We start from the raw sequence: 26,213 nt of genomic DNA, 5'->3' as shown, positions 1-26,213 counted from the left end.
CGTCCGGGGTGGCCGGCCCTGGGTTCTTCAGGCCTGCTGCTGCCGCAAATCCACCACGATGCCCGTGGCTGCGTTCTCACGCATGGCGTTGATTCCGTCGCGGAGCAGGCTGAGGGACCTGAAGGTCGGCGACACTGCGACAACGTTGCCGTCGCCGTCCGTCAGCCGCAGCCGGTATGCCTGGTCGCTAACACGGTGTATTTCGAATCTGCCCGCCATGGACGAATCTGCCTCCTGGTATGCGTCGTTGCATCAGCTCGTGACCGGTCTGCTTCAGCCGCGACTAGAACTGTAACCTCCGTCACGCTGCCGGTCGAACTACTCCCGGGTAGGTTACTTCCCGTCCAGGCGGCGGGTGGCGCGCCGGCTATTTGGCATGGTCGTAGGAGTCGACCACCGCCACGCTCACCGGAAACTCCACCGGGATCCTGCCGAACAACAGCTCCTTCGCCGCGCTGGCGGCCTCCTCAATGGCACTGATGCAGGCATCCACCGACCCTTCCGGGGCATGGACCATGACCTCGTCGTGGAGGAAGAAGACCAGCTCCGGACGGGCGGCGCCGTACGTGCGCAAGGCGCGCAGCCGCCGTCGTAATTCCGCCAGCCAGCACGCCGCCCAGTCCGCAGCCGAACCCTGCACCACGAAATTCCGGGTGAAACGGCCCCTCGACCGGGCAATCGACTCCGCCCGCCGCTGCTCCTCGGCCGTGGCCGAGCGCTGGCTCCGGTACCACAGCTGTGACGGCGGCGGGGTGCTGCGGCCCAGCCTCGTGGTGACCGTCGCCCCGGACTCACCCGCCCGCGCCGCGCGTTCCACAAAGTCCACCGCGCGCGGATAGGTCCGGGCCAGCTGGGGCATCAGGCGGCCGGCTTCACCCGACGTCGCCCCGTACATCGCCCCAGCAGCGCGGTCTTGGCCTTGGCCCGGTCGCCGCCGAATCCCTTGGCGGCGATGCCGGCGTAGAGGTCCTGGTCCCGGGCGGCCTCGGCCATGGACGAATCCCGGGCGAGGGCCACCAGGACGCGCGGTTCCAGCTGGGAAGCGTCGGCGACGACCAGCTTGTGGCCCGGGTCGGCGTGCACGGCGCCGCGGACCTGGCGGGGGATCTGCAGCGCGCCTCCGCCGCGGGACGCCCAGCGCCCGGAGACCACCCCGCCCACGACGTATTCGGGCCGGAAGCGGCCGCCGTGCACCCAAGCATCCAGCCAGGCCCAGCCGTTGGCAGTGTGGAGGCGGGAGAGCTTTTTGTACTCGAGCAGCGGGCCGATGACCGGGTGGGTGGATTCGCGCAGCTCCCATTTCCGGGTGCTTTTCACCTCGATGCCATTGCGGTGCAGGGCACGCATCAGGTCCTGCGGGGAATCCGGGTTAAGGGCGGGGGAGTTGAGCAGGGCCCGCAGTTCACCCGCCAGCGCTTCCAGCCGTGCAGGCCGCTGGCCCGGGTGCGGGCGCGGGCCGAGGCACTCGGCGAGCATCTGCCCGTGCAGGTCCCCGCGCCAGGGTACGCCGGCGTGCTGCATTTCGGCGGCCACCATGGCGGCGGCCGATTCCGCGGCGAGCAGGAGCTGCAGCCGGCCCCTTCGGTTCTCCTGCGGGTCAACCGCTGCCAGGGCACCCTGCTGGGCTTCGTACTCGGCCCGCAGCTCGGCCAGGCCCCAGCGCGATTGCGGCCCGGCGCCGGGGTCGTCAAAGAGTGCGCCCTGGTCCAGCGGGGGAGGCGGCGGCTGCAGGACTTTCGGCGGAAGCAGCGGATCCTCGGCCGGGGTCCGGCCAGCGTTCCGTGCGTATTCGGTGTGGGCAGTGAACTGCGAAAAGGCCAGGATGTTGGCGCAGAGACTGACGTCGTAGCACCGTTCCACTTCGACTCCCGCGGCCAGCAGGGCCGGGTACCAGTCCTGGGTGCGGTGCCAGATCCAGCGCGTCGGTTGGCCGTCCGGCCGCCCGGCTTCCAGGTCACGGACGACGGCGGACAGGTCGCCGTGCTCGACGATGCGCGGTTCGGCGGTGGCGGCTTGGGCGTGTCCGGCAGGGGTGACTTCCTGGAGTGCGGCGCCGCCTGGGTGGGCGGCGAGCAGCAGGTACATGCTCCCATTGTGCCTTGTCTGGTCCTGGGACTTCTCCGGAACCGCTGCTTATCCACATACGGTTCCTGCGCCCTTACTCCTGGGTCGCCGTCCCGGCAGAGTGGCACCATGAGCAGGCACCAGCTGAACGCACCGCACCAAGGGCCGCTAGTTGCCGCGGATCCCTCCGGACGTTCCCGCGGGGCCGGACCGCCGGCCGGTGGCGGCTCCTGGGCCGAACCTGGCGCTGGTTCCGCGGCGGCCTGGCTCCCGGACGGCGGCGAGGTGCTCCTGGTAACCTCATCTGCCCTTCTTCGCACGGAAGTGGAGCGGATCGTTGCGGCCGCGGGCGCCCACCTGCGCGTGGCCGCCGACGCCGGGGAAGGCGCACGGCACTGGGACGCGGCGTCGGCTGTGCTGGTGGGCAGCGATGTGCGGGAGCTGCCGCCGAGGCGGCGCGGACCCGCCGTTTTAGTGGGGTTCGACGGCGAGGGCGACAGCCTGTGGCACCTCGCAGCCGCCCTGGGCGCGGAGCGGGTTGCCGTGCTCCCTGACGCGGCCGCCTGGCTGGCCGACCACCTCAGCCGGTCCCGCTCACCGGGCCCCGGCGGGGTCGTGCTCGGCGTTACCGGTGGTTGCGGCGGAGCAGGCGCCACCACGGCCGCCATCTGGATAGCCCAGGCCGCGGCCGGTCTCGGGGCCAGCGTCCTGCTCGTGGACGGGGATCCGTGGGGAGGCGGCCTGGAGCTGGCGCTCGCCGCCGAGGACAACCCCGGGCTGCGGTGGCCGGACCTGTCGGAGGCCAGGGGGAGCATCGACCCGCTGCAGTTGTCGGAGGCACTGCCGGTGGCCGGGGGCTTCGCCTTCCTGTCCTGGCCGGCAGCCCGGGAACAACCTCTTCCTGTTGCCCCCGCCACCACAGCGGGCGTGCTCGACGCTGCCCGCCGGGGCTATGAACTGGTGGTGGTGGACGTGGGCCGCGGCGCCGAACCGCTCCGCACGGTCGCGTGGGACTGCGACCGCATCCTGGTGGTGGTTCCGGCACAGCTGAAGGCAGCCGTTGCGGCGGTGCGCATACTGCAGGAGCTGCCGCCGGTGGAGGCCGCGCTGCTGGTCCGCGGCCGCCACGGGGCCGCGTTGGACAGCGCCCTGATTGCCGAGGCTATCGGCCTGCCGGTCCACGGGCGGGTGCCAGAGCTGCGGGCGGTGGCTGCGGCCTCGGAATCGGGCCGCCTGCTGGACCTTGGGAAGCGGCGGAACGTGCGGCATTTCGCGGCTTCGGTGCTGGACTGGCTCGGCGACGACCTGCACGCAGGGGAGCTGGCATGAGGCAGCCCGGTCCTTCGGCAACGGATGCTGGTTCCCGGCGCAGTGCTCTGCTGCTCGACGCGGGCCAGGCTGGGCGGCAGGCGCGGCGGCGGGAGGTCCCGGGCGGGCGCACGGCCGATTCCGTCCTGCTGGAATCCGTCCGCGAGTCGATGATGGCTGAGGCCGGTGCCGTGACACCGTCGCGGGTGGCCGCGGCTGTCCAGGCCACCGGGAAGCTGCTGGGGACTGCCGGTTCCCTCGCCGCCGTGGAGCGGATCAGTGCGGAGTTGAACGGGCTGGGGCCGCTGCAGGAGCTCACCAGGGATCCCGCCGTCACGGACATCTTCGTCAACGCCCCTGACGCCGTGTGGGTGGACAGGGGCCGCGGCATCGAGCGCGTCCCGGTCCTGTTCGACGGCGAAGCCTCCTTGCGGGCACTGGCCTGCAGGCTGGTGGCGGCCGGCGGCCGCCGCCTGGATGACGGCTCACCGTGTGTCGATGTCAGACTGGCCGGCGGCTACCGTGTCCACGCCGTGTTGCCGCCGGTTTCCACGTCAGGGACGCTGCTCAGTGTGCGGATCCGCCGCGAGCGGGTCTTCACCTTGGCGGAGCTGCGCACGGGCGGAATGTTTGGGCCGCTGGTGCAAACAGTGCTGGAAAAAGTCGTGGCGCGCAGGTTGAGCTTCCTCATCAGCGGTGCCACCGGTTCCGGGAAAACGACACTGCTGTCCACGCTGCTGGGCCTGTGTCCGGCTGGGGAACGACTGGTCCTGATTGAGGATGCGTCCGAGCTGAACCCGGTGCACCCGCACGTCGTTGCCCTGGAGTCCCGCCACGGGAACCTTGAGGGCGGCGGCGAGGTGGACCTTGGGGAATTGGTCCGACAGGCCCTGCGGATGCGGCCGGACCGGCTGGTCGTGGGCGAGTGCCGGGGTGCGGAGGTGCGGGAACTCCTGACCGCGATGAACACCGGGCACAGCGGCGGCGGGGGCACCATCCACGCCAATACGGCTGCGGCAGTACCGGCACGGCTGGCCGCGCTGGGTGCGCTCGCCGGCATGGGCCCTGACGCGGTGCGGCTGCAGGCCGCGAGCGCCCTGGATGTCGTGGTCCACGTCGGCAGGACGCCGCGGGGCAGGGAGGTGCTGTGTGTGGGAGTCTTCAGCGATGGTCCCGATGGTCTGGCCGTGGTCCCGGCAGTGCTCGAAGGGGGTTTACCTGGCCCGGCATGGCCTGTGCTGGCCGCGCTGCTGGGGATGGAGCCGGGGGAGGGCCCGTGACGGTCATCCTGGCCGTGCTCCTGGGAGCGGCGGTGCTGTTGCTGCTCAGGCCGCCGCTGGGTGCGGCTGCCAGGTTCCGCGCCGCGGCCGGAACGCCCTCTGGTGCTCCGGCCCCGGCGGTTGCAGGTGCGGCCGGGCGCGGGCGGTTCCACCTTCTCGGGGCCGCCCGCGGGCCGCGGACTGTCCAGCGCGGCCCGGGGCTGATCCTGCTGGTGCAGCAGCTGGCCGCCCTGCTCAAGGGTGGCCGGACGCCGGGACGGCTGTGGGATGAGTTGTGGACCTTGTACGCCGTCGCAGGCCAGGATGAGCGGCGGATGCAGCCCGTCGGCCGGGCGGCGGCGGTGCTGACGGCCGGATCCGTCGCCGTCCTCGCCTCCGCCCATGCCGCAGCGGCCAGGGGAGCGCCGGTATCGGAGGCAATCCGGCGGTCCCTGCCCGCGGCGTTCCCCGGCAGGGATGGGGGCAGGGAGGCCCGGACATGGGCCGGCCAGGCAGCCTGCTTCGACATCGCCGAGGCCAGCGGATGCCCGCTCGCCGACGTGCTGGCCAGGTTCGCGGCCCAGCTCGAAGCCGAAGAGGACGCCGACGCGGCCCGGCAAACCGCCCTGGCCGGCCCCAAGGCCACAGTCCGCCTCCTGACCTGGCTTCCGCTGATGGGCCTGGGACTGGGGGCTGCACTGGGCGTGGACCCGCTGGCGACGCTGCTCGGCACGCCGCTGGGGCTGGCCGCGCTGGTTGCCGGGGCGGCACTGACAGTGGCCGGGAGGCTGTGGTCCGCCCGGCTTGTCGCGGCAGCAGCGGGGGCCGGAGCGCCATGACCGGCGCCGGGGCTCCCACACTGGTGCTGTTTGTGCTGCTCGCGGCCGGTACGTGGTTGGCCTGTTCCGGCCGGGACAGCCCGCGGACACGGCTGCGGCGCCTCCAGCCGCCCCGTCCGCATGGCAGGGAGCCGGCCGGCAGTCCGGCAGCGGCGGCCGCGCGCACCGGGCTGGACGACACAGCCATGATGCTCGAACTGGTCGCAGCCATGCTGGACGCCGGGGCCGGCATCGGACGGTCCCTCGCCCTGGTGGCAGGTTCGGCAGCGCCGCAATACAGGGATGCCTTGCGGCCGGTGGTCTCCGCCCTGGCCATCGGCGCTGACTGGGAAACGGCATGGCGCAGTTCGGCCGTCCGCCTCCCCGCGGTCCTGGAGTTGCGGGACGCCCTGGGTTTCGCGGCCCTGACCGGTGCCCCGTCCTCCGCGATCCTGTACGCCCAGGCCGCGAGGCTGCGCCGGGAAAAGTTCCGGGCCGCCGAGAAGCGTGCCGCCTCGCTGGGCGTAAAGCTGGTGGTTCCGCTGGGCCTGTGTTCCCTGCCGGCCTTCATCTGCCTTGGCGTGGTCCCCGTGCTGCTTGCCCTGGTCCCGTCCGGCACCTAACGCTCCTGCGGCCGGGAGTTGGCGGCCGCGGCCGGCAGCCGGTCCGGACCCTTCCTCCACAACGGCGGAAGTGACCGCCTTTTCCACTTAGCGGTTCCGGTCCCTTACCCCCTCCGACGGGTCCGGGAAGAGTCAGGACTGCCGGTAACTCCACCGGTTCACCACGAAAGGAATGCACCATGCACCACCGCAACCACACCACCAGCAGCGTGGCAACGAACGGTACGGCCGCCATCGCCACGCCCCCGGGCGGCATCCCGGACGCGGGAGGCACCCCGTACCGGGCCGGCGGCGCCGGGCAGCGGCCGGCCCAGGCGCCGGACAACGTCGTTGAGCTGTATCCCGGCCGCCGTCCGCCGCGCACAGAGATGGGCATCAGGCTCCGGGCATCCGAAGCCGGGATGGCAACTGCGGAGTACGCCATCGCCACCCTGGCCGCCGTTGGCTTCGCCGGGCTGCTGGTCTTCATCCTCCGCAGCGACGAGGTGCGCGGATTCCTGCTGAACCTGATCCGCACCGCCCTGGCGTTGCCGTGAACCGTGAGCCGGCCGTGCCGCGCCGGTCCGGTACCCTCCCGGTTGCCGGTGCGGGGGGAAGCGCCGGCGGCGGGGAAAGCGCCATTGCTTGGGAATGCGCCGTTACCGGGGAAAGCGCCGGGGAAAGCACCCGTGCTGGGGAAAGCTCGGGTGCCGGTGGACGTGGACCGTCGGCCGGACGGCCGGACAGCCCCGGGGCGGTAGCCAGCCGCGGAGCTGTCACAGCCGAATTCGCGGTGGCCCTGCCCGCTGTAGTGGCCCTGCTGGCCATGCTCCTCGCGGCAGCCGCAGCAGGCATGACCCAACTCCGGATCGAAGAGGGAGCCCGCGCCGGGGCGAGGGCACTGGCCCGCGGGGACAGCCCGGCGGCCGTCGAAGGAACAGTGCGGACACTTGCCGGCGCGTCGGCGTCCACGTCAGTGGCCGCCGACGGCGAGTGGCTGCGGGTCACAGTCACGGACCGGGTTCCCGGTCCCTTCGGATCCGCCATTCCCTGGACCTTGACGGCCCGGGCGGAGACTCGCAGCGAGGCACCGGGCAGCGCACCTGGTGGTCGGACCGGAGTTGGGTCCTGATGGGGACGCCAAGACGGCGGCGCCATCGTCGTGCCGGGCAGGGCCGCGGCACCGGGAATCCCAAAACCTCCACGGACCTCCCGGAGCGGGGCTCGGGCACCATCCTTGCCGCCGGGCTTGGCTTGGTGGTGCTGGCAGCGGTGGCCGTCACTCTGCTGCTGGCGCAGGCCGCCGTCCTGGCCAGCCGGGCTGCGACGGCCGCGGACCTCGCAGCCCTGGCAGGAGCGGATGCGCTGCGGGGAGTCACCACGGGGGAGCCGTGCGCCTTGGCCGCCGAGGTGGCGGCCCGGCATGCCGCGGCGTTGCTCAGCTGCGCGGAAGGCCCCGGCCAAACCTTGGAAGTCCGAACGGAGCTGGGCGACCGGCCGGTGTTGGGGCCGGCAACCGGCCAGGCCCGCGCCGGACCGCCGCCCTAGCCGGGGGACTGTACCGGATGCCGGCGGACGGACGTCGGAGCAATCACTGTCGGGCTTCGACCGGTACGGCGGATGACTCGGTGGCATCCCTGAGCAGGACGTCCAGCAGGGTCACGGCCGCGGCCTTGTCGAGCGGGTTGTTCTTGTTGCCGCACTTGGGCGACTGGACACAGGACGGGCAGCCGGATTCGCATTCACAGGCTTTGATGGCGTCCCGGGTGGCTGCCAGCCAGACCTTGGCCTTCTCGAAGCCCCGTTCAGCGAAGCCGGCCCCGCCGGGGTGCCCGTCATACACAAAGATGGTGGGCACTCCAGTGTCGGCATGCAGCGCGGTGGACACTCCGCCGATGTCCCACCGGTCGCTGGAAGCCACCAGGGGCAGGAGCCCGATCGCGGCGTGCTCCGCGGCGTGCAGGGCGCCGGGGAACTGGGCTTCGACCAGGCCGGCCGCGGTCAGCGGGCGGTTGTCCACGACGAACCACACGGCCTTGGTGAACAGGTCACGGGCACCGAGTTCCAGCGGTTCCTCGCCCAGGACCTCGTTCGAAATCAGGGCCTTGCGCTGGAAGGAGACAACCTGCGTGGTGACCTTTACGTCCCCGAAGTGGACTGTCACGTCACCCCACTGCATGCTTCGCTGGGTGTCCAGCACCTCGATCTGGGTTACGTCCCGCGCGGTGGTGTAGTAGTCGGGATTTGCCCGGCGCACCATGACGCAGTGGTCGTCCTCGTTCAGGTCCTCCACCACGTAGGTGTCGCCCTGGTGGACGTAGACGGCTCCCGTGTGGGCCTGGTAATGCGTCTGCGGTGAATCCATCGTGCCCAGGAGCGAACCGGTTTCGGCGTCGACGATGCTGACCGGGCCCCCGCCGTCGCCCCGGAGGTTGACCATTCCCGCCGCGCTTTGCGGATGCGTCCAGAACCAGCCGGCGGGCCGCCGCCGCAGGTAGCCCTGCGCCACCAGCCGGTCCAGGAGCATTTCGGCGGTGCCGCCGAACAGGCCGAGTTCAGCCGGACCGAGCGGCAATTCCGCCGCAGCCGCGCAGAGGTGGGGGCCCAGCACATAGGGATTGGTGGGGTCAAAGACCGTCGCCTCAACCGACACATCGAAAATGGCCTCGGGATGGTTGACCAGGAAGGTGTCCAGCGGGTCGTCGCTGGCCACGAACGCCGCGATCGCGTCCTGCCCGGCCCGCCCGGCCCGGCCGATCTGTTGGAACAGCGATGCCCGTGTTCCCGGCCAGCCGGCCACCAGGACCGCGTCGAGCCCGGAAATGTCGATTCCCAGTTCCAGGGCAGAGGTACTGGAAACCCCCAGGAGTTGGCCCGAACGCAGGGCTCTCTCCACCTCCCTGCGTTCCTCCGGCAGGTATCCGGAACGGTAGGCTGCCACCCGCTCCGGGAGGCTGGGATCCACCTCGTCAAGCAGCCGCTTGGTGATGGAGGAGATGGTTTCGGCACCCCGCCGGGACTTGATGAAGGCGATGGTGCGGACCTGGGCGGACACCAGGTTGGCCAGCAGGTCCGAGGTTTCGGCCACCGCCGTCCGCCGCTCCCTGGCCCCGTTCTCGCCCTTGATGTCCGTCAGCGCCGGCTCCCAGAAGGCGACTGTGGTGGCGCCGTGCGGCGAGCAGTCCCCGGACACCGCCTTCACCGGGGCGCCGATGAGGCGGGAGAAGGAGACGTCAGGCTCCGACGCCGTGGCGGACGCCGCGATGAACACAGGCTCGGGAAAGGAGGGCCCCGCACCGTAGTAGGCGCTGATGCGGCGCAGCCGGCGCATCAGGTTGGCGACGTGCGACCCGAACACGCCCCGGTAGCTGTGCGCTTCGTCCACGATCACATAGCGCAGCCGGCGGAAGAACCCGGCCCACCAGGCATGGTTGGGGAGAATGCCGAAATGCAGCATGTCGGGGTTGGCCAGGATGAAATTGGCGTGGTCCCGGATCCACCGCCGGGCTGCGGGGTCGGTGTCGCCGTCGTAGGTTTCCGCGCGCACCGTGGGCAGCTTCAGGGCCCGGATGGCGTTGAGCTGGTCGGCGGCCAGCGCCTTGGTGGGGGAGAGGTACAGCGTCACCGCGCCGTCGCCGTGGATCTTTCCCGGATCCGCGAGGACACGCAGTTCGGAGCGGTGGATCGCATCCAGCGCGGGCAGCTGGTAGGCCAGGGACTTGCCCGACGCGGTTCCGGTGGCGATCACCACGTGCCCGCCGGAGTGGGCGGCGTCGGCAGCTTCCACCTGGTGCCTGTACGGCTCACGGATTCCAAGGGACCCGTACGCGTCCACCAGGTCGGGGTGCACCCAGCCCGGCCAGGGTTCGTGGACGGCGTCCCGGGCGGGAATGGTGCGGACATGACGAAGCTGTTCCGGCTCCGGGCCGCGGCCCAGGAGGGGAATCAGCGAGTCATGGGGGTTCACCCCCCTATTCTTTCACCCGGCACCCGCCGCCCCGACATCAGTTTCAAACAGCGGGACCGGCCGGACTCAGCTCAGCGAGAGGTCCGCCCCTTCATGCGAGGCCGAGAGCATGAGGACCCGGGCTATCGTGGTCCAACCCAGGTGCGAATACAGCTTCTGCCCGTCGGCGGAGGCCAGCAGCAGCCCGGTCTGCACGTCGTGCCCGAAGGCCTGCGCGGCCAGCGCACGCATGATGAAACTGCCCAGGCCCCTGCGCTGGAAAGCGGGCTGGGTGATGATCTTGTCGAACACCGCGGTGTCGCCCACCACGAAAACCCGGCCGCCGGCGGCGACGGTGTCGCCCGAGCGGACCTCGGCGTAATGCACGCCGTCCTGCTCCGAGGTGTACAGGCGCAGGTCATCGTCCGAAAGCCAGGGATCCTCGGCGTCCTGGGTTTCCATGTCAACGATCATCATCGTCTGGGAATCGGAGGTCACGTTCAGCCCGTGCTGGCTGGCCAGCGCCGCATACCGGGCCGGGTTGTTGGTCAGGATTGTCAGCACCCGGGCGGGCGACTCAGCCGTCCTGGCAGCCAGGAAGGCGAACTCCGCATCCGTGGGCTCGGACGCAAAAACTTCCCATTCACCGCTCGTATCGGCCCGGAGCGCAGTGGGGAAGCGGCCCTCGGTGGAGGTCCGGTATCCGCGGCAGCCGGCCCAGCCGGCAACCCAGACTTCAAGCAGGCCAGTGATGTCTTCAACAATGGTTTCCGGGCTCATGGCATGAGACTATGCCAGCGCGATCGCCAGCAACAGGGGGCGGACGAGAGCTTATGCAATCGTGATGCGTCCCAACGGGAGCGGCCGCGGATCCGGGCCGAAGTCCCCGCCTGCCGGCCATCCCATAGCAGCCGGTACCCTTAAATACGTGGCTTTAAACCGAATTGTGCTCTTTTACGGCTTTACCCCCATCGCGGATCCGGACGCCGTGCGGCTCTGGCAGCGCGCCCTCTGCGAGAAGCTGGGCCTGACCGGCCGCATCCTCATTTCCAAGGACGGCATCAACGCCACCGTGGGCGGGGAAATCGGCGCGGTTAAGCAGTACGTCAAGACCACCCGCGAATACCGCGGGTTCCGTGACATCGACGTCAAATGGTCCGACGGCGGCGCAGCGGACTTTCCCAGGCTCAGCGTCAAAGTGCGGGACGAGATCGTCTCCTTCGGTGCCCCCGGCGAACTCACGGTGGACGAACACGGCGTCGTCGGCGGCGGGAAGCACCTCAAACCCGGGGAACTGCACGAACTCGTGGACGCCAAGAAGCGCGATGGCGAGGACGTGGTGTTCTTTGACGGCCGGAACGCCTTTGAAGCCCAGATCGGCCGGTTCAAAGACGCCGTGGTGCCCGACGTTGCCACCACCCACGACTTCATCAAGGAACTGGAGTCCGGTAAATACGACGACCTCAAGGACAAACCTGTGGTCACCTATTGCACCGGCGGCATCCGCTGCGAAGTCCTGTCCAGCCTGATGGTGAACCGCGGCTTCAAGGAGGTGTACCAGCTGGACGGCGGGATTGTCCGCTACGGCGAAGCCTTCAAGGACCAGGGACTCTGGGAGGGGTCGCTGTACGTGTTCGACAAGCGCATGCACCTGGAATTCAGCGACGAGGCGAAGACCATTGGCCAGTGCACCCGCTGCTCCGCGCCCACCAGCAAGTTCGAGAACTGCTCCAACCCCAGCTGCCGCACCCTGACGCTCTACTGCGCCGGCTGCGCTGCCAGCCCCGAGACGCTGCGGTGCCCCGGGGGCTGCGCAGCCGCCTGACCCAGCGGAGCCGCCTGAACGAGCGCAGTTGCAAGGACCAGCGCAGTCGCAAGGACCAGTGCGGCCACAACCATTCAGAGGCGGCGCAGGCGCAGCGCGTAATTCGCGCCGCTGCGGGCCTCCAGCCTGAATGAGAGGGCGCTGGCCGTGGACAGGTAAATCACGTTCTCACGGTTGACGCCGCAGCGCAGGGCCAGGTCCACCACGGTGAGCGTCTCGGTGCGCACCGTGAAGGTGACCCGCCGCTGGCTGCGGCACGCGAGGGCCAGCATGTACGTTCCGGTTTCCAGGACCGGGGAAGCAAGGGTCCGGACCTCCCCGGTGGCCAGCAGCCCGGCCTCGGCCTGGACCACCGCCTGCGGGACGTCGGGAAACGTCCGCGCCACCCACTCGCCCAGCCCGGCCTCGTCGACGGGGTCCTGCTGCAGCGGATCCCGGGTGAAGGCGGGAGCCGGGGACGCCGTGGCCGTGCCCCGCACGCTGCCGGCACGCCCGTCGTCGTACGTGTATTCACAGCCCGCCAACGCACCCGCCGCAAGCACAAACCCCAGCACGACGGCGGCCGCTGGCTTCACTGCCGCGGGCGCCCCCGGCGTCCCCACGGGACGGGGCGCGGAAACCCTCCGCACACTGGGCATAGTCCGACTCTAGGGCCCCGGCTCGCGGCGGGCCAGAGCCGGGAAGCAGTTATTGTGCCGGTGCCAGCTGGTACGCGTAGAGGAGCGGGGCGTCCACGCTGGCACCGCTGATTTCCACCCGGCCCGCCGCGGGCAGGGTGATCCTGGTGGTCTCCCGGCTGCCGTTGCAGGCCGCGCCGGCTTCGGCCACCGCCTTGCCGTCCAGCGACACGTTGAAGAAGGCCTTGCCGCTGCCGTCGCACACCAGCGTGAGCGTATACCTGCCCGCCGGGACGCTGGCCGCCTGCTGGACGGTGCGGTCGCGGTTGAGGATCTTTCCCGAGTCCTGGAGCACCACGCCGGGCGCCTCGGGCAGCGCGGTGGCCCGCCACTTTGGAACATCCGCGTTCTCCACCGAAGCCGTTGGCGAGCACCCCGTCACCGCAAAGACGGCGGAAAGGCCCAGCAGGCCGGCAACCACGGCGTGGTTCCGGCGGGCGCGCGGAAGGAAGGCAAGGCGGGAAGGCATGGCTCCACCGTACCCCCGCGGGCAGGCCGGACTAAACTTGACCGGTGCCTAGATCCCCGTATGAGTTCACCGCCGGCAACACCCCCGACGCTCCCCGCAGCGACCTCCCGGAACTGCTCAGCGCGCTCGCCGCGGACCTGCGCCGGCTGGACTACACGCTCGACGGCGTCGCCCGGCTCCTGGGCCCGGCCGCCTCCGCCGCGCTGAACCGTGACCAGGTCATCCCCGCGATGCTCGCCGCCGAGCGGGCCGTCCAGGCGGACGACGGCGCAGCGCCGCTCGCCGCCGTCGTCCGCCTGTGGCTCCTGGCCGAACCGCAGGAACGGGAAACGCTCGACGGCGCCCTGCCGGGGCTCCACGCGGACGGCCTCCTGGCGCTGGGGCTGGTGCAGCCCGTCCCCGGCACGCCGCTGCTCACGGCCAAGGCCGACCTGCGGCCCTACGGCTGGGACGCCAATGAGGACGGCAGCGGCGGCGCCGAGCTCTGGGTGGCCAGCGACCTCGCCGCCCACCAGCAGGAAGGGGTCCTGCGGCACGACCACGTCCTGGGCATCGGGCAGGCCTCCACCACGCTGGTGCAAACCACCATCCGCCCGCACACCGCCCGCGCCCTGGACCTGGGCACCGGCTGCGGGATCCAGGCGTTCCACCTGCTGCACCACTGCGAGCACGTGACTGCCACCGACATTTCCGAACGGGCCCTGGCCTACGCCCGATTCAACATCCTGCTCAACGCCGAGGCCCTCTCCGTCGACCCGGAGCGGCCCGGGGACCGGATCAGCCTCCGCCTGGGCTCGCTGCTGGAGCCCGTTGCCGGGGAGGAGTTCGGGCTGGTGGTCTCCAACCCGCCGTTCGTGATCACCCCGCGGAGCGCGGGCGAGGACTCGGCCGCCCAGTTCACCTACCGGGACGGCGGGATGCCCGGCGACGGGATCGTCTCCGCCCTCGTGGCCGGCCTCCCCGGCATCCTGGCTCCGGGCGGCACCGCCCAGATGCTCGGCAATTGGGAAATTCCCGCCGGGGCGCACTGGCAGGAACGACCGGCGTCGTGGGTGCGGCCGGGCGTGGACGCCTGGTTCATCCAGCGCGAGCAGGTCAGCCCCGAACAGTACGCCGAAACGTGGCTGCAGGACGCCTCCGAATCCCGGGACCGGGAGCACTACCGGGACGCCTACGCCGCTTACCTCGCCGATTTCGCGTCCCGGAACGTGGAAGGGATCGGGTTCGGCATGGTGTGGCTGCGCCGTCCCCTTCCCTCCGGTCCGGTCCCCGGCCCGGGGGCTGCCGCGCAGCCTCCGCTCAGCCGCTTCGAGGAAATCACGTACCCCATCGAGCAGCCCATCGGGCCCCACCTGGGCGCCGCCGTCGAACGCCATGACTGGCTGGCCGCGCACCGCCTTGAGGACGCGCACCTGCTGGTGGCGGACGACGTCACCGAGGAACGCCACCAGCGGCCGGGCGCCGAGCACCCGGGCGTCATCCTGCTGCGCCAGGGCTCCGGGCTGCGCCGCACCAACCTGCTCAGCACCGGGCTTGCCGGCTTCGTTTCGGCGTGCGACGGCGACCTGTCCGCCGGGCAGATCGCCGGTGCGCTCGAGGCGCTGCTGGGCGGCGGAGCCGGCGGCAGCGAGGGGTTCGACGACGGTTCCTTCCGCCGTGCGCTCCTGGCCGACGTGGCCAACCTGGTGCGCGACGGCTTCCTGATTCCGGCCGGGGAATGAAGCCGGGAAGGCGTCGCCGGAACCCCCCTTGTTTTCCACATGGATGCGCAGAATTCTGCAAAATATGGTGAACTAGGCGAACATGGGCGCATCTGCCCGAGCAATCTTTTTCTGTAGGAGCACCGTGCCAAGCAAGGCCAAAACCGGCAAGAAACTCGTGATTGTGGAGTCTCCGGCCAAGAGCAAGACCATCGCCAAGTACCTGGGCGAGGGCTTCATCGTAGAGGCTTCCATCGGTCACATCCGCGACCTGCCGCAGCCGTCCGAGCTTCCCGCCGAGCTGAAGAAGACCTCCGTTGGCAAGTTCGCCGTCGACATCGACCACGACTTCAAGCCCTACTACGTGGTGTCCCCGGACAAGAAGAAAAAGGTGACCGAGCTCAAGGCCGCGCTCAAGGACGCCGACGAACTTTACCTCGCAACAGATGGGGACCGCGAGGGCGAAGCCATCGCGTGGCACCTGCTCGAAGTGCTCAAACCCAAGGTCCCGGTGTACCGGATGACGTTCGGCGAGATCACCAAGGAAGCGATCCAGCGCGCCATGGGCAACCTGCGCGACGTCGACTCCGCCCTGGTGGATGCCCAGGAAACCCGCCGCATCCTGGACCGCCTCTACGGTTACGAGATTTCCCCGGTGCTGTGGCGCAAGGTGGCCCGCGGCCTGTCTGCCGGCCGCGTGCAGTCCGTGGTGACGCGCATGGTGGTGGACCGCGAACGGGAGCGCATGGCCTTCAAGGCCGCCTCCTACTGGGACCTGACCGGCCAGTTCGGCGCCGATTCCGGCTCGTTCAAGGCCAAGCTGGCCGCCGTCGACGGCGCCAAGGTGGCCACGGGCCGCGACTTCAACGACAACGGCGAGCTTGTCTCGAAGAACGTCGCCCACCTCAACGAGGAACTGGCAACCTCCCTGGCGGCCGGGCTGCAGGATGCGGACTTCCGTGTCCGGTCGGTGGACACCAAGCCGTACACCCGCCGCCCGGCAGCGCCGTTCACCACGTCCACGCTGCAGCAGGAGGCCGGCCGGAAGCTCCGCTTCTCGTCCAAGAGCACCATGCAGATCGCGCAGCGGCTGTATGAAAACGGCTACATCACCTATATGCGTACCGACTCCTCGGCGCTGAGCGACGAAGCCATCACGGCCGCGCGCCGGCAGGCGTCAGAGCTCTACGGCCCCGAATACGTTCCGCAGTCCCCGAGGGTCTACTCCAACAAGGCCGCCAACGCCCAGGAAGCGCACGAAGCCATCCGCCCCGCCGGTGACTCGTTCCGCACCCCGGCGCAGGTGGCCAAGCAGCTCTCCGGCGACGAGTTCCGGCTCTACGAACTCATCTGGAAGCGCACCGTCGCCTCCCAGATGGGCGACGCGAAGGGCTCGACGGCGACCATCCGCCTGGGCGCGGTGGCCTCTGACGGTCGCGACGCCGAGTTCAGCGCCTCCGGCACCGTGATCACGTTCCCGGGCTTCCTGGCCGCCTACGAGGAAGGCAAGGACGAGACCCGCGGCGACGAGGATTCGGACGAAGCACGCCGGCTGCCGAACGTGGCCAAGGACGATTCCCTGACCGCCGCCGACATCGTCGCCGTGGGGCACGAGACCTCGCCGCCGCCGCGCTACACCGAAGCGTCCCTGACCGCGGAACTGGAAAAGCGGGGCATCGGGCGGCCGTCCACGTACGCCTCCACCATCTCCACCATCCAGGACCGCGGCTACGTCCGGAAACAGGGTTCGGCGCTGGTGCCGAGCTGGATCGCCTTCTCCGTGATCCGGCTGCTGGAGCAGCACTTCTCCGACTACGTCGACTACGAGTTCACCGCAGACATGGAAGGCGACCTGGACAAGATCGCCAACGGCCAGGCCGTGGGTGCATCCTGGCTCCGGCACTTCTACTTTGGCGAGGACTCGGATCCGGGCCTGCTGAGCATCGTGAACAACCTGGGCGAGATCGACGCCCGGGAAATCAACTCCATTCCCATCACCGACGAGATCACCCTGCGCGTGGGCAAGTTCGGGCCGTACCTGGAGAGCTCCGCCGCCATGGTGGACCCGAAGACCGGCGAAATCGTGGAATCGGCCCGCGCCAACGTCCCCGAGGACCTGGCACCGGATGAACTCACCGCGGCCAAGGCCCTTGAACTGATGGAGACGGCGGCCCCCGAGGAACGCGTCCTGGGCACCGACCCGCACACCGGGCACACGGTGGTGGCCAAGAACGGCCGCTACGGCGCCTACGTCACCGAGGTCATTCCCGAGATGACCGAGGAACAGCTTGCCGCCCAGCCGGTGGAGTACTACAAGAACGGCAAGCCCAAGCCGCCGAAGAAACCGGTCAAGGCCAAGCCGCGCACGGGGTCCCTGTTCAAGTCCATGACCGTCGAGTCGGTGACCCTGGACGAGGCCCTCCAGCTGATGAGCCTGCCCCGCGCCCTGGGCGAGGACGCTGAAGGCAACCTCATCACCGTGCAGAACGGCAGGTTCGGCCCCTACCTGAAGAAGGGAACGGACTCCCGCTCCATCGGATCCGAAGAGGAAATCTTCACCATCACCCTGGAACAGGCCCTGGAGATCTACTCCCAGCCGAAGCAGCGCGGCGCCCGCGCCGCGGTGCCGCCGCTGGCCGAGTTCGGGCCGGACCCCGTGTCCGAGAAGAACATCGTGGTGAAGGAAGGCCGCTTCGGCCCCTACATCACCGACGGCATCACCAACATCACCGTTCCCCGCGCCACCTCCCTGGAGGAACTGACGCGTGAGCAGGCGGTTGAACTGCTGGCCGAGAAGCGGGCCAAGGGCCCCGTCAAACGGACGGCCACCCGCAAGGCGCCCGCCAAGAAGAAGGCGGCAGCGAAGAAGTAACTGCCGGGGTTTGCATGCGCTTCAGGATCGTGATCGGGTAGTCCTATGACTGATCAGCCTGGAATTGACAGCACCACCCCGCTCAACGATCTTGAGGAGAAGCTCGCCACCGGCGGACAGCCCGACGCCAGTCCCGTGGACGTCATCCTGTCCTTCCTGAACAGCGAGGTCTACATCATCAGCCCGGACACCGTGGAGACCGAAGAGTCCCAGGTGGAGCCCCTGGTGCTGGCCAACGCCGACGGCGACCCCGTCCTGGCTGTCTTCTCGCACCCCAGCCGCGTGGACCAGCCGTACCTGGAGGCGGCCCCGAATGTGCTGGGGACCCAAGGCGCGGCCATCATCGCCAACATCGGCGATGAACTGGGCCTGGTGATCAACCCGGGTGCGGCCTACGGTTTCGAAATCAACCCGGAGGGCGTGGCCAACATCAGGCGCGACTTCAAGCGCGCCGACGAGGAATAATGGCACCATGCGGCTAGGCGTCCTCGATATCGGGTCCAACACTGTCCATTTGCTCCTCGTGGACGCACACCCCGGCGCCCAACCGGTGCCGTTCGCCTCGCATAAGCGGCCCCTGTCCCTGGTGCAGTACCTGGAACCGGACGGCAGCATCAGCGACGAGGGCCAGCACGAGCTCACCGAGTTCGTCCTGGAAGCCTGGGAATTTGCCGCCCGGCACAAAGCCGAGGACCTGCTGGCCTTCTGTACGTCGGCCATCCGCGAGGCCGCGAACGGGCCCGAGGTCCTGGCCAGGGTGAAACACGAAACCACGGTGACGCTGCAGGAGCTGACCGGCAGCGAAGAAGCCTCCATGACGTTCTTCGCCGTACGCCGCTGGCACGGCTGGGGCGCCGGGCCCATCCTCAACCTGGACATCGGCGGCGGCTCCTTCGAAATGGCTTTCGGCCAGGACGAACTCCCCGAGGTGGCCACCTCGGTGCCGCTGGGCGCCAGCCGGCTCACCCGGGACTGGCTGGCCGAGGACCCGCCGTCGGCCAAGAGCGTCAAGGAACTCCGGCGCTACATCCGGGCCACGCTCAAGCCCGCGGTCCGGGAGTTCGACGGACTGGGCCGGGCCAACGTCGTGGCGGGGACGTCCAAGACGTTCCGGTCCCTTGCTCGGATTGCAGGTGCCGCGCCCAGCGCCGAGGGTCCTTACGTCAAACGCGAACTGCACGCCTCGGACCTGGGGATCTGGACCCAGCGGATCTCGGCCATGAGCTCGGAGGACCGCCTTCACCTGCCTGGCGTCTCAGAAGCGCGCGCGCACCAGCTGCTCGCCGGTGCCCTGGTGGCGGAGGCCGCGCTGGAGATGTTCAAGTTCAAGAAGCTGCGTATCTGCCCGTGGGCGCTGCGCGAGGGCCTGATCCTGCGCCGCCTGGACCAGCTGGTGTTTGCCGGTCCGCTCGAACCTGCGCCCCACGTGGCTCCTGCCAAGACGGTCGAAGCCGCAATCTAGGAACACTGCAAGCTCCTTAAACGCGGAAGCACCGGGGCCGGCAACAGGAAAATGGGGGAAAACCTGTTGCCGGCCCCGGTGCCCTGGCAGGCATCCCCATGCCTGCCGCATCACTCGCACCCTCAATGAGGTACTAACTACAGTAGGAGCCCAAGTTGTGCGCTCCCTGCAGTGAACATGGGAGTTGCCTGTGAATGGTGGGGAACTGCAATGATGGAGGCATGAGCAACCGAATCGCATTCCTTGGCTGTGGGTCCATGAACGAAGCCATTCTTGGTGGCCTGGTGGAAGCCGGCACCAACCCGGCGGACATCGTCGCAACGGTCCGCCGGGCCGGGCGCGCCGCCGAACTGGCCGAGCGCTACCACGGGATCACCGCGATCGCCGGCGAGGAAGAGCCGGACAACAACAGGCAGGCCACCAAGGGGGCCGCCGTCGTGATTCTTGGCGTCAAGCCGGTTGGCATTGCCGACCTCGCACGCGAAATCGGCCCCGCACTTGCGCCGGAAACCGTGGTGGTCAGCGTGGCCGCTGCGGTGTCCATCGCGCAGCTCGAAGCCGTGCTCCCCGCCGGCCAACCCGTGATCCGGACCATGCCCAACACGCCCGCCAAGCTCGGCCGCGGCGTCGTGTCCGTGTCCCCCGGGACCCACTGCACCGCGGAACAGCTGCAGAACGTCAAGGACATCCTGCAGGGTGCGGGAACGGTCGTTGAGGTGCCGGAGGAGCAGGTGGATGCCTTGTCCGCGATCAGCGGCTCCGGCCCAGCGTACGCCTTCTACCTGGCCGAGGCGATGGCGGCGGCGGGGGAGGAGCTGGGACTGGACCGCGAACTGTCCCTGCTGCTGGCCCGCGAAACCGTGGCGGGCGCCGGCTTCATGCTGGCGGAGCCGGGCGCCGACCCCTCGGCGCTGCGCAAGGCCGTGACCAGCCCCAACGGCACCACGGAGCGGGCCATTGCCACGTTCGATGAGCAGGGCATCCCATCCATCATCGCCGCCGGCGCCCGGGCCGCAGCCGACCGGGCAGCGGAGATCACGAAGCAGCTGGGTTAGCCTGTCCAGGGGATTCCATAGGCTCAACCCCCGGTGGTTGAGCCTGTCGAAACCTCACGGCCGGGCGGCGAACCGTTCCAGCAGGTCCACGTGGCCGGAGACGATCAGCATGTCGCGCGAGGACACCTTGGTCTCCGGCCGCGCGTAGGTGAAGTCCTCACCCGGGGACTTCACCCCGACGATCGTCACGCCGTACTTGGACCGGACCTTGGATTCATCCAGTGTGAACCCCACGGTTTCGCGCGGCGGGTACATCTTCACGATGGCGAAGTCGTCGTCGAACTCGATGAAGTCAAGCATGCGCCCGGACACCAGGTGCGCGGCCCGGACACCGGCATCGGCCTCAGGGTAGATCACGTGGTTGGCGCCGATGCGGGTGAGGATCTTGCCGTGCGACGGGGTGATGGCCTTCACCCACAGGTGTTCGATCCCCAGGTCCACCAGGTTGACGGTGATCAGCACCGAGGACTCGATGGAGGTGCCCACGCCCACGACGGCGGAGCTGAACTCCTGGGCCCCCAACTGGCGCAGGGCATCGATATTGGTGGCGTCCGCCTCCACGACGTGGGTCAGGAGGGGCGCCCACTTCTGGACCAGGCTCCGGTCGCGCTCGATGGCGAGCACTTCCCTGCCCTGCTTGACCAGTTGTTCGGCGGTGGATGACCCGAAGCGGCCCAGGCCAATCACCAGTACGGGGGCGTTGTGGGCGGGGCGCCGCGGGGCGTCGGTGGAACTAGCCAATGATCGGCCTCTCTTCGGGGTAGTGGTACAGCTGGCTGCGCTGGCGCAGGGCAAGGGCCGCGGCGAGGGTTACGGTACCCACGCGGCCCGCGAACATCAATGCCGTGAGCACGTAGACGCCTTCGGGCGCGATCTCCGCGCTGAGGTTGGTGCTCAGGCCAACAGTGGCGAACGCGGAGATGGTCTCGAACAGCACCCGGTCCAATGACTCCCCGCTGATGTGCAGCAGCAGGAACGCGCACACCGATACCAGGGTGGCGCCGGCCACGATCACCGAGATGGCCACCCGCATGCTGCCCTGCGGAATGGTCCTGCCGTAGACCTTCACGTCCGCGTCGCCGCGCGCCTCGGCGATGATGGCCAGGAACATGACGGCGATGGTGGTCACCTTGATGCCGCCGGCCGTCGAGGCGGACCCGCCGCCGGCAAACATCAGGGCGTCGGTGAGCAGCATGGTGGTGGATTCCATCTGGTTCTGGTCCACCAGGTTGAAGCCGCCCGACCGGGTCATGACCGAGGCGAAGAACGCATGGGTGACCTTGTCGCCAATGCTCATCGAACCGATGGTCCGGGTGTTGTCCCATTCCATCAGCGCCCACAGGAGGGCACCGGCCATCAGGAGGATGAGCGAGACCTGGATGGTGAGCTTGGTGTGCAGGTTCCATTTCCTATAGTTCAGGCCGTTCTGCTGCAGGACCATGACCACCGGGAACCCGAGGCTGCCCATGAACACGCCCACCATCAGGGGAACGAGGATCCACAGGTCCGTCTCGTAGGGCACGATCCCGTCCGAATGCGGAGTGAAGCCGGCGTTGTTGAACGACGAAATGGAGTAGAAGATGCCGTGCCACACGGACTGCCAGAACGGCTCGCCGAGCGTGAGGAACCGCGGGACCAGGACCAGCGCCAGGATGCCTTCGATGACCACCGACGTGCTGATGACGATCCGCAGCAGCGTACCCACTTCGCCCAGCCGGCCGGCGTTGTTCATGGACTCCGCCGCGATGATCTTGCCCCGCACACCCAGCCGCTTGCTCACCATCAGCGCCAGCAGCGAGGCGAGGGTCAGCGTGCCGAGGCCGCCGATGAAGATGCCCACCAGGATGACCAGCTGGCCGAAGAAGGACCAGTGGATCGCCGTCGACACCACCGTCAGCCCGGTGACGCAGACGGCCGAGACGGCCGTGAACAGGGCCTGGTGGATGGGCGTGGCTGTTCCGTCGGCGGAAGAGACCGGTAGCGAGAGCAGGAAGGTGAACACCACGCACACCGCGGCGAATGCCGTCAGGGCCAGCCTGGCCGGGGTGGTGTTGGCGATGTCGTCGATGAAGTCGCGCAGCCGGGTGAAGATCCAGAGGCCCTCCCGCTCCTGCGCCGGGGGGTGCCAGGTGGCCTGGGTACGGGGCCTCGACTGGCTCTGCGTCATGTGTGGCTATTCCTCGGTCGAAACTTCTTCCCCCAGTAGTAAACCACTAATGCCGGCGTAATGGCCGGGCGGGCGGCGGCCCGCGCTCGGGTAGCCTGTGATTGATGACATACCTGCCCGGTCTCAGCAAGCCCGCGCCGCCAACGATGGTCGCGTGGAGTCCGGCCATGACCGCGTACAACTTCGGCCCGGGCCACCCCATGGCGCCGGAGCGGATGGACCTGACCGCCCGCCTGGCGCGGAGCCTGGGGCTCTTCGACCTGGAGCACGTCGCGGTGCGGGAACCGGGTGTGGCCTCCGATGACGAGCTGCAGTCGGTGCACTCGGCCGGGTACGTGGCGGCGGTCCGCCAGGTCAGCGCCGACCCGTCCCGCCCCGACGAAGGCCGGGGCCTGGGAACGGAGGACGACCCCGCGTTCGCCGGCATGCATGAGGCCGCCGCGCGGCTCGCCGGCGGTTCGCTGCTCGCGGCACGCAGCGTCCTGGACGGCACCGCCCTGCACGCCGTCAACTTCGGCGGCGGCATGCACCACGCCTCCCGTGAGCGGGCCAGCGGGTTCTGCATCTACAACGACGCCGCCCTCGCCGTGCAGGCACTGCTTGACGGCGGCGTGGGCAAAGTGGCCTATATCGACGTCGACGCGCACCACGGGGACGGGACGCAGAACATCTTTTGGGACGACCCCCGCGTCCTGACCGTGTCACTGCACGAAAGCGGACTCACGCTGTTTCCCGGGACCGGGTTCGCCAATGAACTCGGGGGCGCCGGCGCGGAGGGCACGGCGGTCAACGTGGCCCTGCCCGCCGGAACGGCGGACGCCGGCTGGCTGCGGGCGTTCCATGCCGTGGTGCCGCAGCTGGTGGGGGCCTTCCAGCCCGGGGTGATCGTGAGCCAGCACGGCTGCGATTCGCACCGCACCGACCCCCTCACGCACCTGAACCTCAGCGTGGACGGGCAGCGCGAGGCCGCCAGCGCCGTCGGAAACCTCGCTGAGCGCTATTGCGGCGGGCGCTGGATCGCCACCGGCGGGGGCGGATACAACGTCCTGGACGTGGTCCCGCGGGCCTGGAGCCACCTGGTGGCGATCGCCGCCGGCCGGCCCGTGCCGCTGCGGACGCCCGTCCCGGAGGACTGGCGGGGCTATGTCGAGGAGAAATTTGGCACCGCTGCCCCGGGGCTGATGGGCGACGACGTGGAGCTGTGGTGGCGCTCGTGGGAAGTCGGCTTCGATCCCAACGATGCCGTGGACCGGACCGTCATGGCCACCCGCAAGGCAGTGTTCCCGCTGCACGGCCTGGATCCCTGGTTCGACTAAAGGCCCCGATTCTTCGGGCCCGGGAGATCAGCCGGACGGCTTCTCCGTCTGGAACACCACACCTGCAGCGCCGATAAGCCAGCCCAGCAGCGATAGGGCGAAGGCGCCGATCAGGTCGGTGGAGGCGGTTCCCTTGACGAGCCACAGCAGCAGGACCAGCAGGCCCACCGCGAGGTACACCACGATGGCTGCGACAACACGCCCGGACAGACTGGCCATGACGTCGGAAGGACTGACCATGGTGGCGCTGCCGCGCCCACGTCCTCCTGCGGGGGCTCCCGCGGGGGCACTGTCCCCACTGCCCGGTTCGCCGCGGCGGACCTCGGCAATGGTGAAACCCAGGGCAGAGGCCGTCAGCGAACTCAGTGATGTCGCCAGCACACCGGCAGCCGTCACCAGGGCTCCGTTAAGGGGCGGGGCAGCGGTTCTGCCGTCGGGCACCCAGAACCCCACGCGCAGCAGGACGGTGCCCCATACCGCCACGAAAAGGCCAAGAAACACAAGCGCGATGATGTTGAACAGCTGCTGCCGGAGGAAATCCATCATCACCCACCCTTCACCTCACGGGGGCCATTGTCCGGTCAGTCCGCGGCAATGGTGAGACTGTTGTAGCACCGCGGGAGAATCGCGGCAACGGCTCCGGCCTGGGCGAAATAGTTGATGCCTTTCGGCGTATATGTCGCTAGGGTGGGAGGCATGGTGACAGACGACGTATTTGCCGTCATTGCGGAATCGACCCGGCGCGACATCCTGGTGTCCCTCCGTTCCGGAGACAAGGCCGTGGGCGAACTGGTGGAGGAACTGGCGGCGAGCCAGCCCACCATTTCCAAGCACCTGAAGGTCCTGCGCGAAGCGCAGCTGGTGAGCATGCGGGCGCAGGGGCAGAAACGCTACTACGCGCTGAACCGCGGGCCGCTTGAGGGCATCGCCAGCTGGCTCGAGACGTTCGACGTCGGCACCGGCGCCAAAGCAGCCACGTCACCCACCGGGGTGGACCAGGGCGTCCCCGCGCACCTGCGGGAAGGCGTCGCCGCCGCGGCCGGGTCACCGGCCCCGCGGGTCGTGGAACCCACCCAGCCGGCACCCGAGGAAGCCCGCGCCGACGTGCTGGTGCGCGAAGGGGCCGAGCTGAGTCCCGCCGTCGTCATTCCCGGCGGAACCTCCGCCCCGCTGAGCGACGACAGCGTTCCCCAGCAGATCGGCCGCACGGTGGGCCGGGCGGCCACCAAGGCAGCCGACCTGCTGGCCAACCTTCCCACGTTGCCGAAATTCGGACGCAAGAAGTAAAGGCTGGCCGCAGGCAGCAGCGGCCTACTTCCCCAGCAGCCGCACGTGGTCCGGGGCCAGCTCGGAAACCTTGCTGACACCCAGCAGGGCCATGGTGCGGGCCATGTCCTTTTCCAGGATTTGCAGGGTGCGGTCCACGCCGGCGCGGCCTCCGGCCATGAGCCCGTACAGGTAGGCCCGGCCGATCAGCGTGAAATCGGCGCCGAGGGCCAGGGCGGCCACGATGTCCGCGCCGCTCATGATGCCAGTGTCCAGCATGATCGCGGCGTCCGTGTTGTCCGCGGCGAAGGCCTGCTTGACCTCGGGCAGCAGGTGGAACGGAATGGGTGCCCGGTCCAGCTGCCGTCCGCCGTGGTTGGACAGGATTACGCCGTCGGCGCCGTGGTCCACCACGCGGCGGGCGTCCTCCACGGTCTGGATGCCCTTGACTACCAGCTTTCCCTTCCAGGTTTCGCGCAGCCAGTCGAGGTCCTCGAACGTGAGGGTGGGGTCGAACATCGAGTTGATCAGGTCGGCCACCGTCCCGGTATAGCGGGAGAGCGACGCGAAGGTCAGTGGTTCGTGCGTAAGGAAGTTGAACCACCAGGCGGGCCGGTAGGAGGCGTCGAGGACGGTCTTGAGGGTCAGCGCTGGTGGGATGGTCATGCCGTTTCGGACGTCGCGCAGGCGCGCGCCGGCCACGGCGGTGTCCACGGTGACCATGAGGGTGTCGTTGCCGGCCTTGGCGGCGCGCTCGATCAGTTCCAGGGAGCGGTCGCGGTCGGTCCAGAGGTACAGCTGGAACCAGTTGCGTCCGTTCGGGGCGGCGGCGGCCACGTCCTCAATGGACGCGGTGCCCATCGTGGAGAGCGTGTAGGGGATTCCGGCGGCTTCGGCGGCCTGCGAGCCGGCGTATTCGCCCTCGGACTGCATCATGCGGGTGAAGCCGGTGGGCGCGATGCCCACGGGCAGCCGGGAGGGCCTGCCCAGGATCTCCGTGCCCAGGTCGATGCTGGAGACGTTGCGCAGGATGCCGGGCCGGAACTCGATGTCCAGGAAGGCCTGCCGCGCACGGCGGAGGGTGATCTCGTCTTCCGCGGCGCCGTCGGTGTAGTCGAAGGGGGCCTTGGGGGTGCGGCGCTTGGCGATGTCCCGGAGCTCCCAGATGGTGCTCGCCCGCTTCAGCCGCGCTTCCTTGCTGAACTCCGGCTTCTTGAACTGCATCAGCGGCGCCAGGTCCGAGTACTTGGGGACGCGGCGCCTGAGTGCCGGAGGCACGGCGCCACGCTGGGCGGACGACGCCGGAGCCGCGGCAGGTGCGGAAGCGGCGGGGATGTCCGTGGTGTCCGGCGCGGGGGTCGCCTCGGGGTTGCCGGGTTGGATGGTGTGGGTCATGCGTCCTCCTGT

Annotated in this window: 24 protein-coding genes and 1 pseudogene; 15 read left to right on the top strand and 10 right to left on the bottom strand. The window is 69.4% G+C overall.

The window, feature by feature from the left end; translation table 11 throughout:
- Nucleotides 1–27: 27 nt before the first annotated feature.
- Nucleotides 28–219 carry a YegP family protein gene (locus ACYSM9_RS14860; RefSeq protein ID WP_461857720.1) on the bottom strand — a complete coding sequence of 64 codons (192 nt, stop codon included), beginning with the start codon at nucleotides 217–219 and terminating at the stop codon, nucleotides 28–30.
- A gap of 148 nt (nucleotides 220–367) precedes the next feature.
- Nucleotides 368–2,085, bottom strand: a pseudogene (locus ACYSM9_RS14855) (bifunctional 3'-5' exonuclease/DNA polymerase).
- A 108-nt stretch (nucleotides 2,086–2,193) separates the two neighbouring features.
- Between ACYSM9_RS14855 and ssd the strand changes: the two are divergent.
- The 7 genes from ssd (at nucleotide 2,194) to ACYSM9_RS14820 (ending at nucleotide 7,599) form a co-directional block, all read left to right on the top strand.
- Nucleotides 2,194–3,393 (top strand): septum site-determining protein Ssd, encoded by a 1,200-nt coding sequence (gene ssd, locus ACYSM9_RS14850; RefSeq protein ID WP_461857719.1) that lies wholly within the window; start codon nucleotides 2,194–2,196, stop codon nucleotides 3,391–3,393.
- A complete protein-coding gene (locus ACYSM9_RS14845; protein ID WP_461857718.1) occupies nucleotides 3,390–4,652 on the top strand; it encodes a TadA family conjugal transfer-associated ATPase in 1,263 nt (420 codons plus the stop codon). The genes ssd and ACYSM9_RS14845 overlap by 4 nt, the downstream gene beginning before the upstream one ends.
- Nucleotides 4,649–5,470: a type II secretion system F family protein gene (locus tag ACYSM9_RS14840; RefSeq protein ID WP_461857717.1), complete on the top strand. Its 822-nt coding sequence runs from the start codon at nucleotides 4,649–4,651 to the stop codon at nucleotides 5,468–5,470. The genes ACYSM9_RS14845 and ACYSM9_RS14840 overlap by 4 nt, the downstream gene beginning before the upstream one ends.
- On the top strand, nucleotides 5,467–6,072 hold the full coding sequence (locus ACYSM9_RS14835; protein ID WP_461857716.1) for a type II secretion system F family protein: 606 nt from the start codon (nucleotides 5,467–5,469) through the stop codon (nucleotides 6,070–6,072). Before ACYSM9_RS14840 ends, ACYSM9_RS14835 begins: the two co-directional genes overlap by 4 nt.
- Before the next feature lie 179 nt (nucleotides 6,073–6,251).
- Nucleotides 6,252–6,608: a DUF4244 domain-containing protein gene (locus ACYSM9_RS14830; protein ID WP_461857715.1), complete on the top strand. Its 357-nt coding sequence runs from the start codon at nucleotides 6,252–6,254 to the stop codon at nucleotides 6,606–6,608.
- 236 nt (nucleotides 6,609–6,844) lie between these two features.
- On the top strand, nucleotides 6,845–7,183 hold the full coding sequence (locus ACYSM9_RS14825) for a TadE family type IV pilus minor pilin (protein ID WP_461857714.1): 339 nt from the start codon (nucleotides 6,845–6,847) through the stop codon (nucleotides 7,181–7,183).
- On the top strand, nucleotides 7,183–7,599 hold the full coding sequence (locus ACYSM9_RS14820; protein ID WP_461857713.1) for an Rv3654c family TadE-like protein: 417 nt from the start codon (nucleotides 7,183–7,185) through the stop codon (nucleotides 7,597–7,599). The genes ACYSM9_RS14825 and ACYSM9_RS14820 overlap by 1 nt, the downstream gene beginning before the upstream one ends.
- Nucleotides 7,600–7,642: 43 nt before the next feature.
- Here the strand turns inward: ACYSM9_RS14820 and ACYSM9_RS14815 are convergent, their stop codons facing one another.
- Nucleotides 7,643–10,018, bottom strand: coding sequence for a DEAD/DEAH box helicase (locus tag ACYSM9_RS14815; protein ID WP_461857712.1), 2,376 nt, complete (start codon nucleotides 10,016–10,018; stop codon nucleotides 7,643–7,645).
- 66 nt (nucleotides 10,019–10,084) lie between these two features.
- On the bottom strand, nucleotides 10,085–10,777 hold the full coding sequence (locus ACYSM9_RS14810; protein ID WP_461857711.1) for a GNAT family N-acetyltransferase: 693 nt from the start codon (nucleotides 10,775–10,777) through the stop codon (nucleotides 10,085–10,087).
- 148 nt (nucleotides 10,778–10,925) lie between these two features.
- Here ACYSM9_RS14810 and trhO point away from each other — a divergent pair, with 148 nt between their 5' ends.
- The gene (gene trhO, locus ACYSM9_RS14805) at nucleotides 10,926–11,822 is read left to right on the top strand and encodes an oxygen-dependent tRNA uridine(34) hydroxylase TrhO (RefSeq protein WP_461857710.1); all 897 of its coding nucleotides are present in this window, start codon (nucleotides 10,926–10,928) and stop codon (nucleotides 11,820–11,822) included.
- A 74-nt stretch (nucleotides 11,823–11,896) separates the two neighbouring features.
- Here the strand turns inward: trhO and ACYSM9_RS14800 are convergent, their stop codons facing one another.
- Together ACYSM9_RS14800 and ACYSM9_RS14795 are read right to left on the bottom strand one after the other, a co-directional pair.
- Nucleotides 11,897–12,460, bottom strand: a complete 564-nt coding sequence (locus ACYSM9_RS14800; protein ID WP_461857709.1) for a hypothetical protein — start codon at nucleotides 12,458–12,460, stop codon at nucleotides 11,897–11,899.
- Nucleotides 12,461–12,509: 49 nt separating this feature from the next.
- A complete protein-coding gene (locus ACYSM9_RS14795; protein WP_461857708.1) occupies nucleotides 12,510–12,968 on the bottom strand; it encodes a DUF6023 family protein in 459 nt (152 codons plus the stop codon).
- A gap of 44 nt (nucleotides 12,969–13,012) precedes the next feature.
- Here ACYSM9_RS14795 and ACYSM9_RS14790 point away from each other — a divergent pair, with 44 nt between their 5' ends.
- The 5 genes from ACYSM9_RS14790 to proC all read left to right on the top strand — a co-directional run bounded on the left by ACYSM9_RS14790 (nucleotide 13,013) and on the right by proC (nucleotide 20,057).
- The gene (locus tag ACYSM9_RS14790) at nucleotides 13,013–14,689 is read left to right on the top strand and encodes a DUF7059 domain-containing protein (RefSeq protein ID WP_461857707.1); all 1,677 of its coding nucleotides are present in this window, start codon (nucleotides 13,013–13,015) and stop codon (nucleotides 14,687–14,689) included.
- A gap of 124 nt (nucleotides 14,690–14,813) precedes the next feature.
- On the top strand, nucleotides 14,814–17,540 hold the full coding sequence (gene topA / locus ACYSM9_RS14785) for a type I DNA topoisomerase (RefSeq protein ID WP_461857706.1): 2,727 nt from the start codon (nucleotides 14,814–14,816) through the stop codon (nucleotides 17,538–17,540).
- A 45-nt stretch (nucleotides 17,541–17,585) separates the two neighbouring features.
- The gene (locus tag ACYSM9_RS14780; RefSeq protein ID WP_461857704.1) at nucleotides 17,586–18,005 is read left to right on the top strand and encodes an SseB family protein; all 420 of its coding nucleotides are present in this window, start codon (nucleotides 17,586–17,588) and stop codon (nucleotides 18,003–18,005) included.
- A gap of 7 nt (nucleotides 18,006–18,012) precedes the next feature.
- The gene (locus ACYSM9_RS14775) at nucleotides 18,013–19,002 is read left to right on the top strand and encodes a Ppx/GppA phosphatase family protein (RefSeq protein WP_461857703.1); all 990 of its coding nucleotides are present in this window, start codon (nucleotides 18,013–18,015) and stop codon (nucleotides 19,000–19,002) included.
- 221 nt (nucleotides 19,003–19,223) lie between these two features.
- Entirely contained in the window at nucleotides 19,224–20,057 is an 834-nt protein-coding gene (gene proC, locus ACYSM9_RS14770) for a pyrroline-5-carboxylate reductase (RefSeq protein WP_461857702.1), read from the top strand.
- Nucleotides 20,058–20,111: 54 nt separating this feature from the next.
- Here proC and ACYSM9_RS14765 read toward each other — a convergent pair whose 3' ends face one another.
- Together ACYSM9_RS14765 and ACYSM9_RS14760 are read right to left on the bottom strand one after the other, a co-directional pair.
- Nucleotides 20,112–20,798, bottom strand: coding sequence for a potassium channel family protein (locus tag ACYSM9_RS14765; protein WP_043452434.1), 687 nt, complete (start codon nucleotides 20,796–20,798; stop codon nucleotides 20,112–20,114).
- Nucleotides 20,791–22,224 (bottom strand): TrkH family potassium uptake protein, encoded by a 1,434-nt coding sequence (locus ACYSM9_RS14760; RefSeq protein WP_461857701.1) that lies wholly within the window; start codon nucleotides 22,222–22,224, stop codon nucleotides 20,791–20,793. Before ACYSM9_RS14760 ends, ACYSM9_RS14765 begins: the two co-directional genes overlap by 8 nt.
- Before the next feature lie 104 nt (nucleotides 22,225–22,328).
- Here ACYSM9_RS14760 and ACYSM9_RS14755 point away from each other — a divergent pair, with 104 nt between their 5' ends.
- A complete protein-coding gene (locus ACYSM9_RS14755; protein WP_461857700.1) occupies nucleotides 22,329–23,540 on the top strand; it encodes an acetoin utilization protein AcuC in 1,212 nt (403 codons plus the stop codon).
- 27 nt (nucleotides 23,541–23,567) lie between these two features.
- Here the strand turns inward: ACYSM9_RS14755 and ACYSM9_RS14750 are convergent, their stop codons facing one another.
- On the bottom strand, nucleotides 23,568–24,086 hold the full coding sequence (locus ACYSM9_RS14750; protein WP_461857699.1) for a hypothetical protein: 519 nt from the start codon (nucleotides 24,084–24,086) through the stop codon (nucleotides 23,568–23,570).
- A gap of 150 nt (nucleotides 24,087–24,236) precedes the next feature.
- On the opposite strand from ACYSM9_RS14750, the gene ACYSM9_RS14745 reads away from it, so the two are divergent.
- Entirely contained in the window at nucleotides 24,237–24,827 is a 591-nt protein-coding gene (locus ACYSM9_RS14745) for an ArsR/SmtB family transcription factor (RefSeq protein WP_461857698.1), read from the top strand.
- A 24-nt stretch (nucleotides 24,828–24,851) separates the two neighbouring features.
- Here the strand turns inward: ACYSM9_RS14745 and ACYSM9_RS14740 are convergent, their stop codons facing one another.
- A complete protein-coding gene (locus tag ACYSM9_RS14740) occupies nucleotides 24,852–26,201 on the bottom strand; it encodes an alpha-hydroxy acid oxidase (RefSeq protein ID WP_461857697.1) in 1,350 nt (449 codons plus the stop codon).
- Nucleotides 26,202–26,213 lie beyond the last annotated feature (12 nt).

This window comes from Arthrobacter sp. C152, assembly GCF_054890965.1.
This window is presented reverse-complemented; position numbering and strand designations above follow the sequence as displayed.

Bases quoted from the DNA above. Each gene is read 5' to 3' on its own strand.
- ACYSM9_RS14755 (WP_461857700.1), top strand. From the start codon at position 22,329: ATGACATACCTGCCCGGTCTCAGCAAGCCCGCGCCGCCAACGATGGTC.
- ACYSM9_RS14830 (WP_461857715.1), top strand. From the start codon at position 6,252: ATGCACCACCGCAACCACACCACCAGCAGCGTGGCAACGAACGGTACG.
- ACYSM9_RS14745 (WP_461857698.1), top strand. From the start codon at position 24,237: ATGGTGACAGACGACGTATTTGCCGTCATTGCGGAATCGACCCGGCGC.
- ACYSM9_RS14795 (WP_461857708.1), bottom strand. From the start codon at position 12,968: ATGCCTTCCCGCCTTGCCTTCCTTCCGCGCGCCCGCCGGAACCACGCC.
- ACYSM9_RS14845 (WP_461857718.1), top strand. From the start codon at position 3,390: ATGAGGCAGCCCGGTCCTTCGGCAACGGATGCTGGTTCCCGGCGCAGT.
- ACYSM9_RS14775 (WP_461857703.1), top strand. From the start codon at position 18,013: ATGCGGCTAGGCGTCCTCGATATCGGGTCCAACACTGTCCATTTGCTC.
- ACYSM9_RS14740 (WP_461857697.1), bottom strand. From the start codon at position 26,201: ATGACCCACACCATCCAACCCGGCAACCCCGAGGCGACCCCCGCGCCG.
- ACYSM9_RS14780 (WP_461857704.1), top strand. From the start codon at position 17,586: ATGACTGATCAGCCTGGAATTGACAGCACCACCCCGCTCAACGATCTT.
- ACYSM9_RS14860 (WP_461857720.1), bottom strand. From the start codon at position 219: ATGGCGGGCAGATTCGAAATACACCGTGTTAGCGACCAGGCATACCGG.
- ACYSM9_RS14760 (WP_461857701.1), bottom strand. From the start codon at position 22,224: ATGACGCAGAGCCAGTCGAGGCCCCGTACCCAGGCCACCTGGCACCCC.
- ACYSM9_RS14750 (WP_461857699.1), bottom strand. From the start codon at position 24,086: ATGATGGATTTCCTCCGGCAGCAGCTGTTCAACATCATCGCGCTTGTG.
- proC (WP_461857702.1), top strand. From the start codon at position 19,224: ATGAGCAACCGAATCGCATTCCTTGGCTGTGGGTCCATGAACGAAGCC.
- ssd (WP_461857719.1), top strand. From the start codon at position 2,194: ATGAGCAGGCACCAGCTGAACGCACCGCACCAAGGGCCGCTAGTTGCC.
- ACYSM9_RS14800 (WP_461857709.1), bottom strand. From the start codon at position 12,460: ATGCCCAGTGTGCGGAGGGTTTCCGCGCCCCGTCCCGTGGGGACGCCG.
- ACYSM9_RS14820 (WP_461857713.1), top strand. From the start codon at position 7,183: ATGGGGACGCCAAGACGGCGGCGCCATCGTCGTGCCGGGCAGGGCCGC.
- ACYSM9_RS14810 (WP_461857711.1), bottom strand. From the start codon at position 10,777: ATGAGCCCGGAAACCATTGTTGAAGACATCACTGGCCTGCTTGAAGTC.
- ACYSM9_RS14835 (WP_461857716.1), top strand. From the start codon at position 5,467: ATGACCGGCGCCGGGGCTCCCACACTGGTGCTGTTTGTGCTGCTCGCG.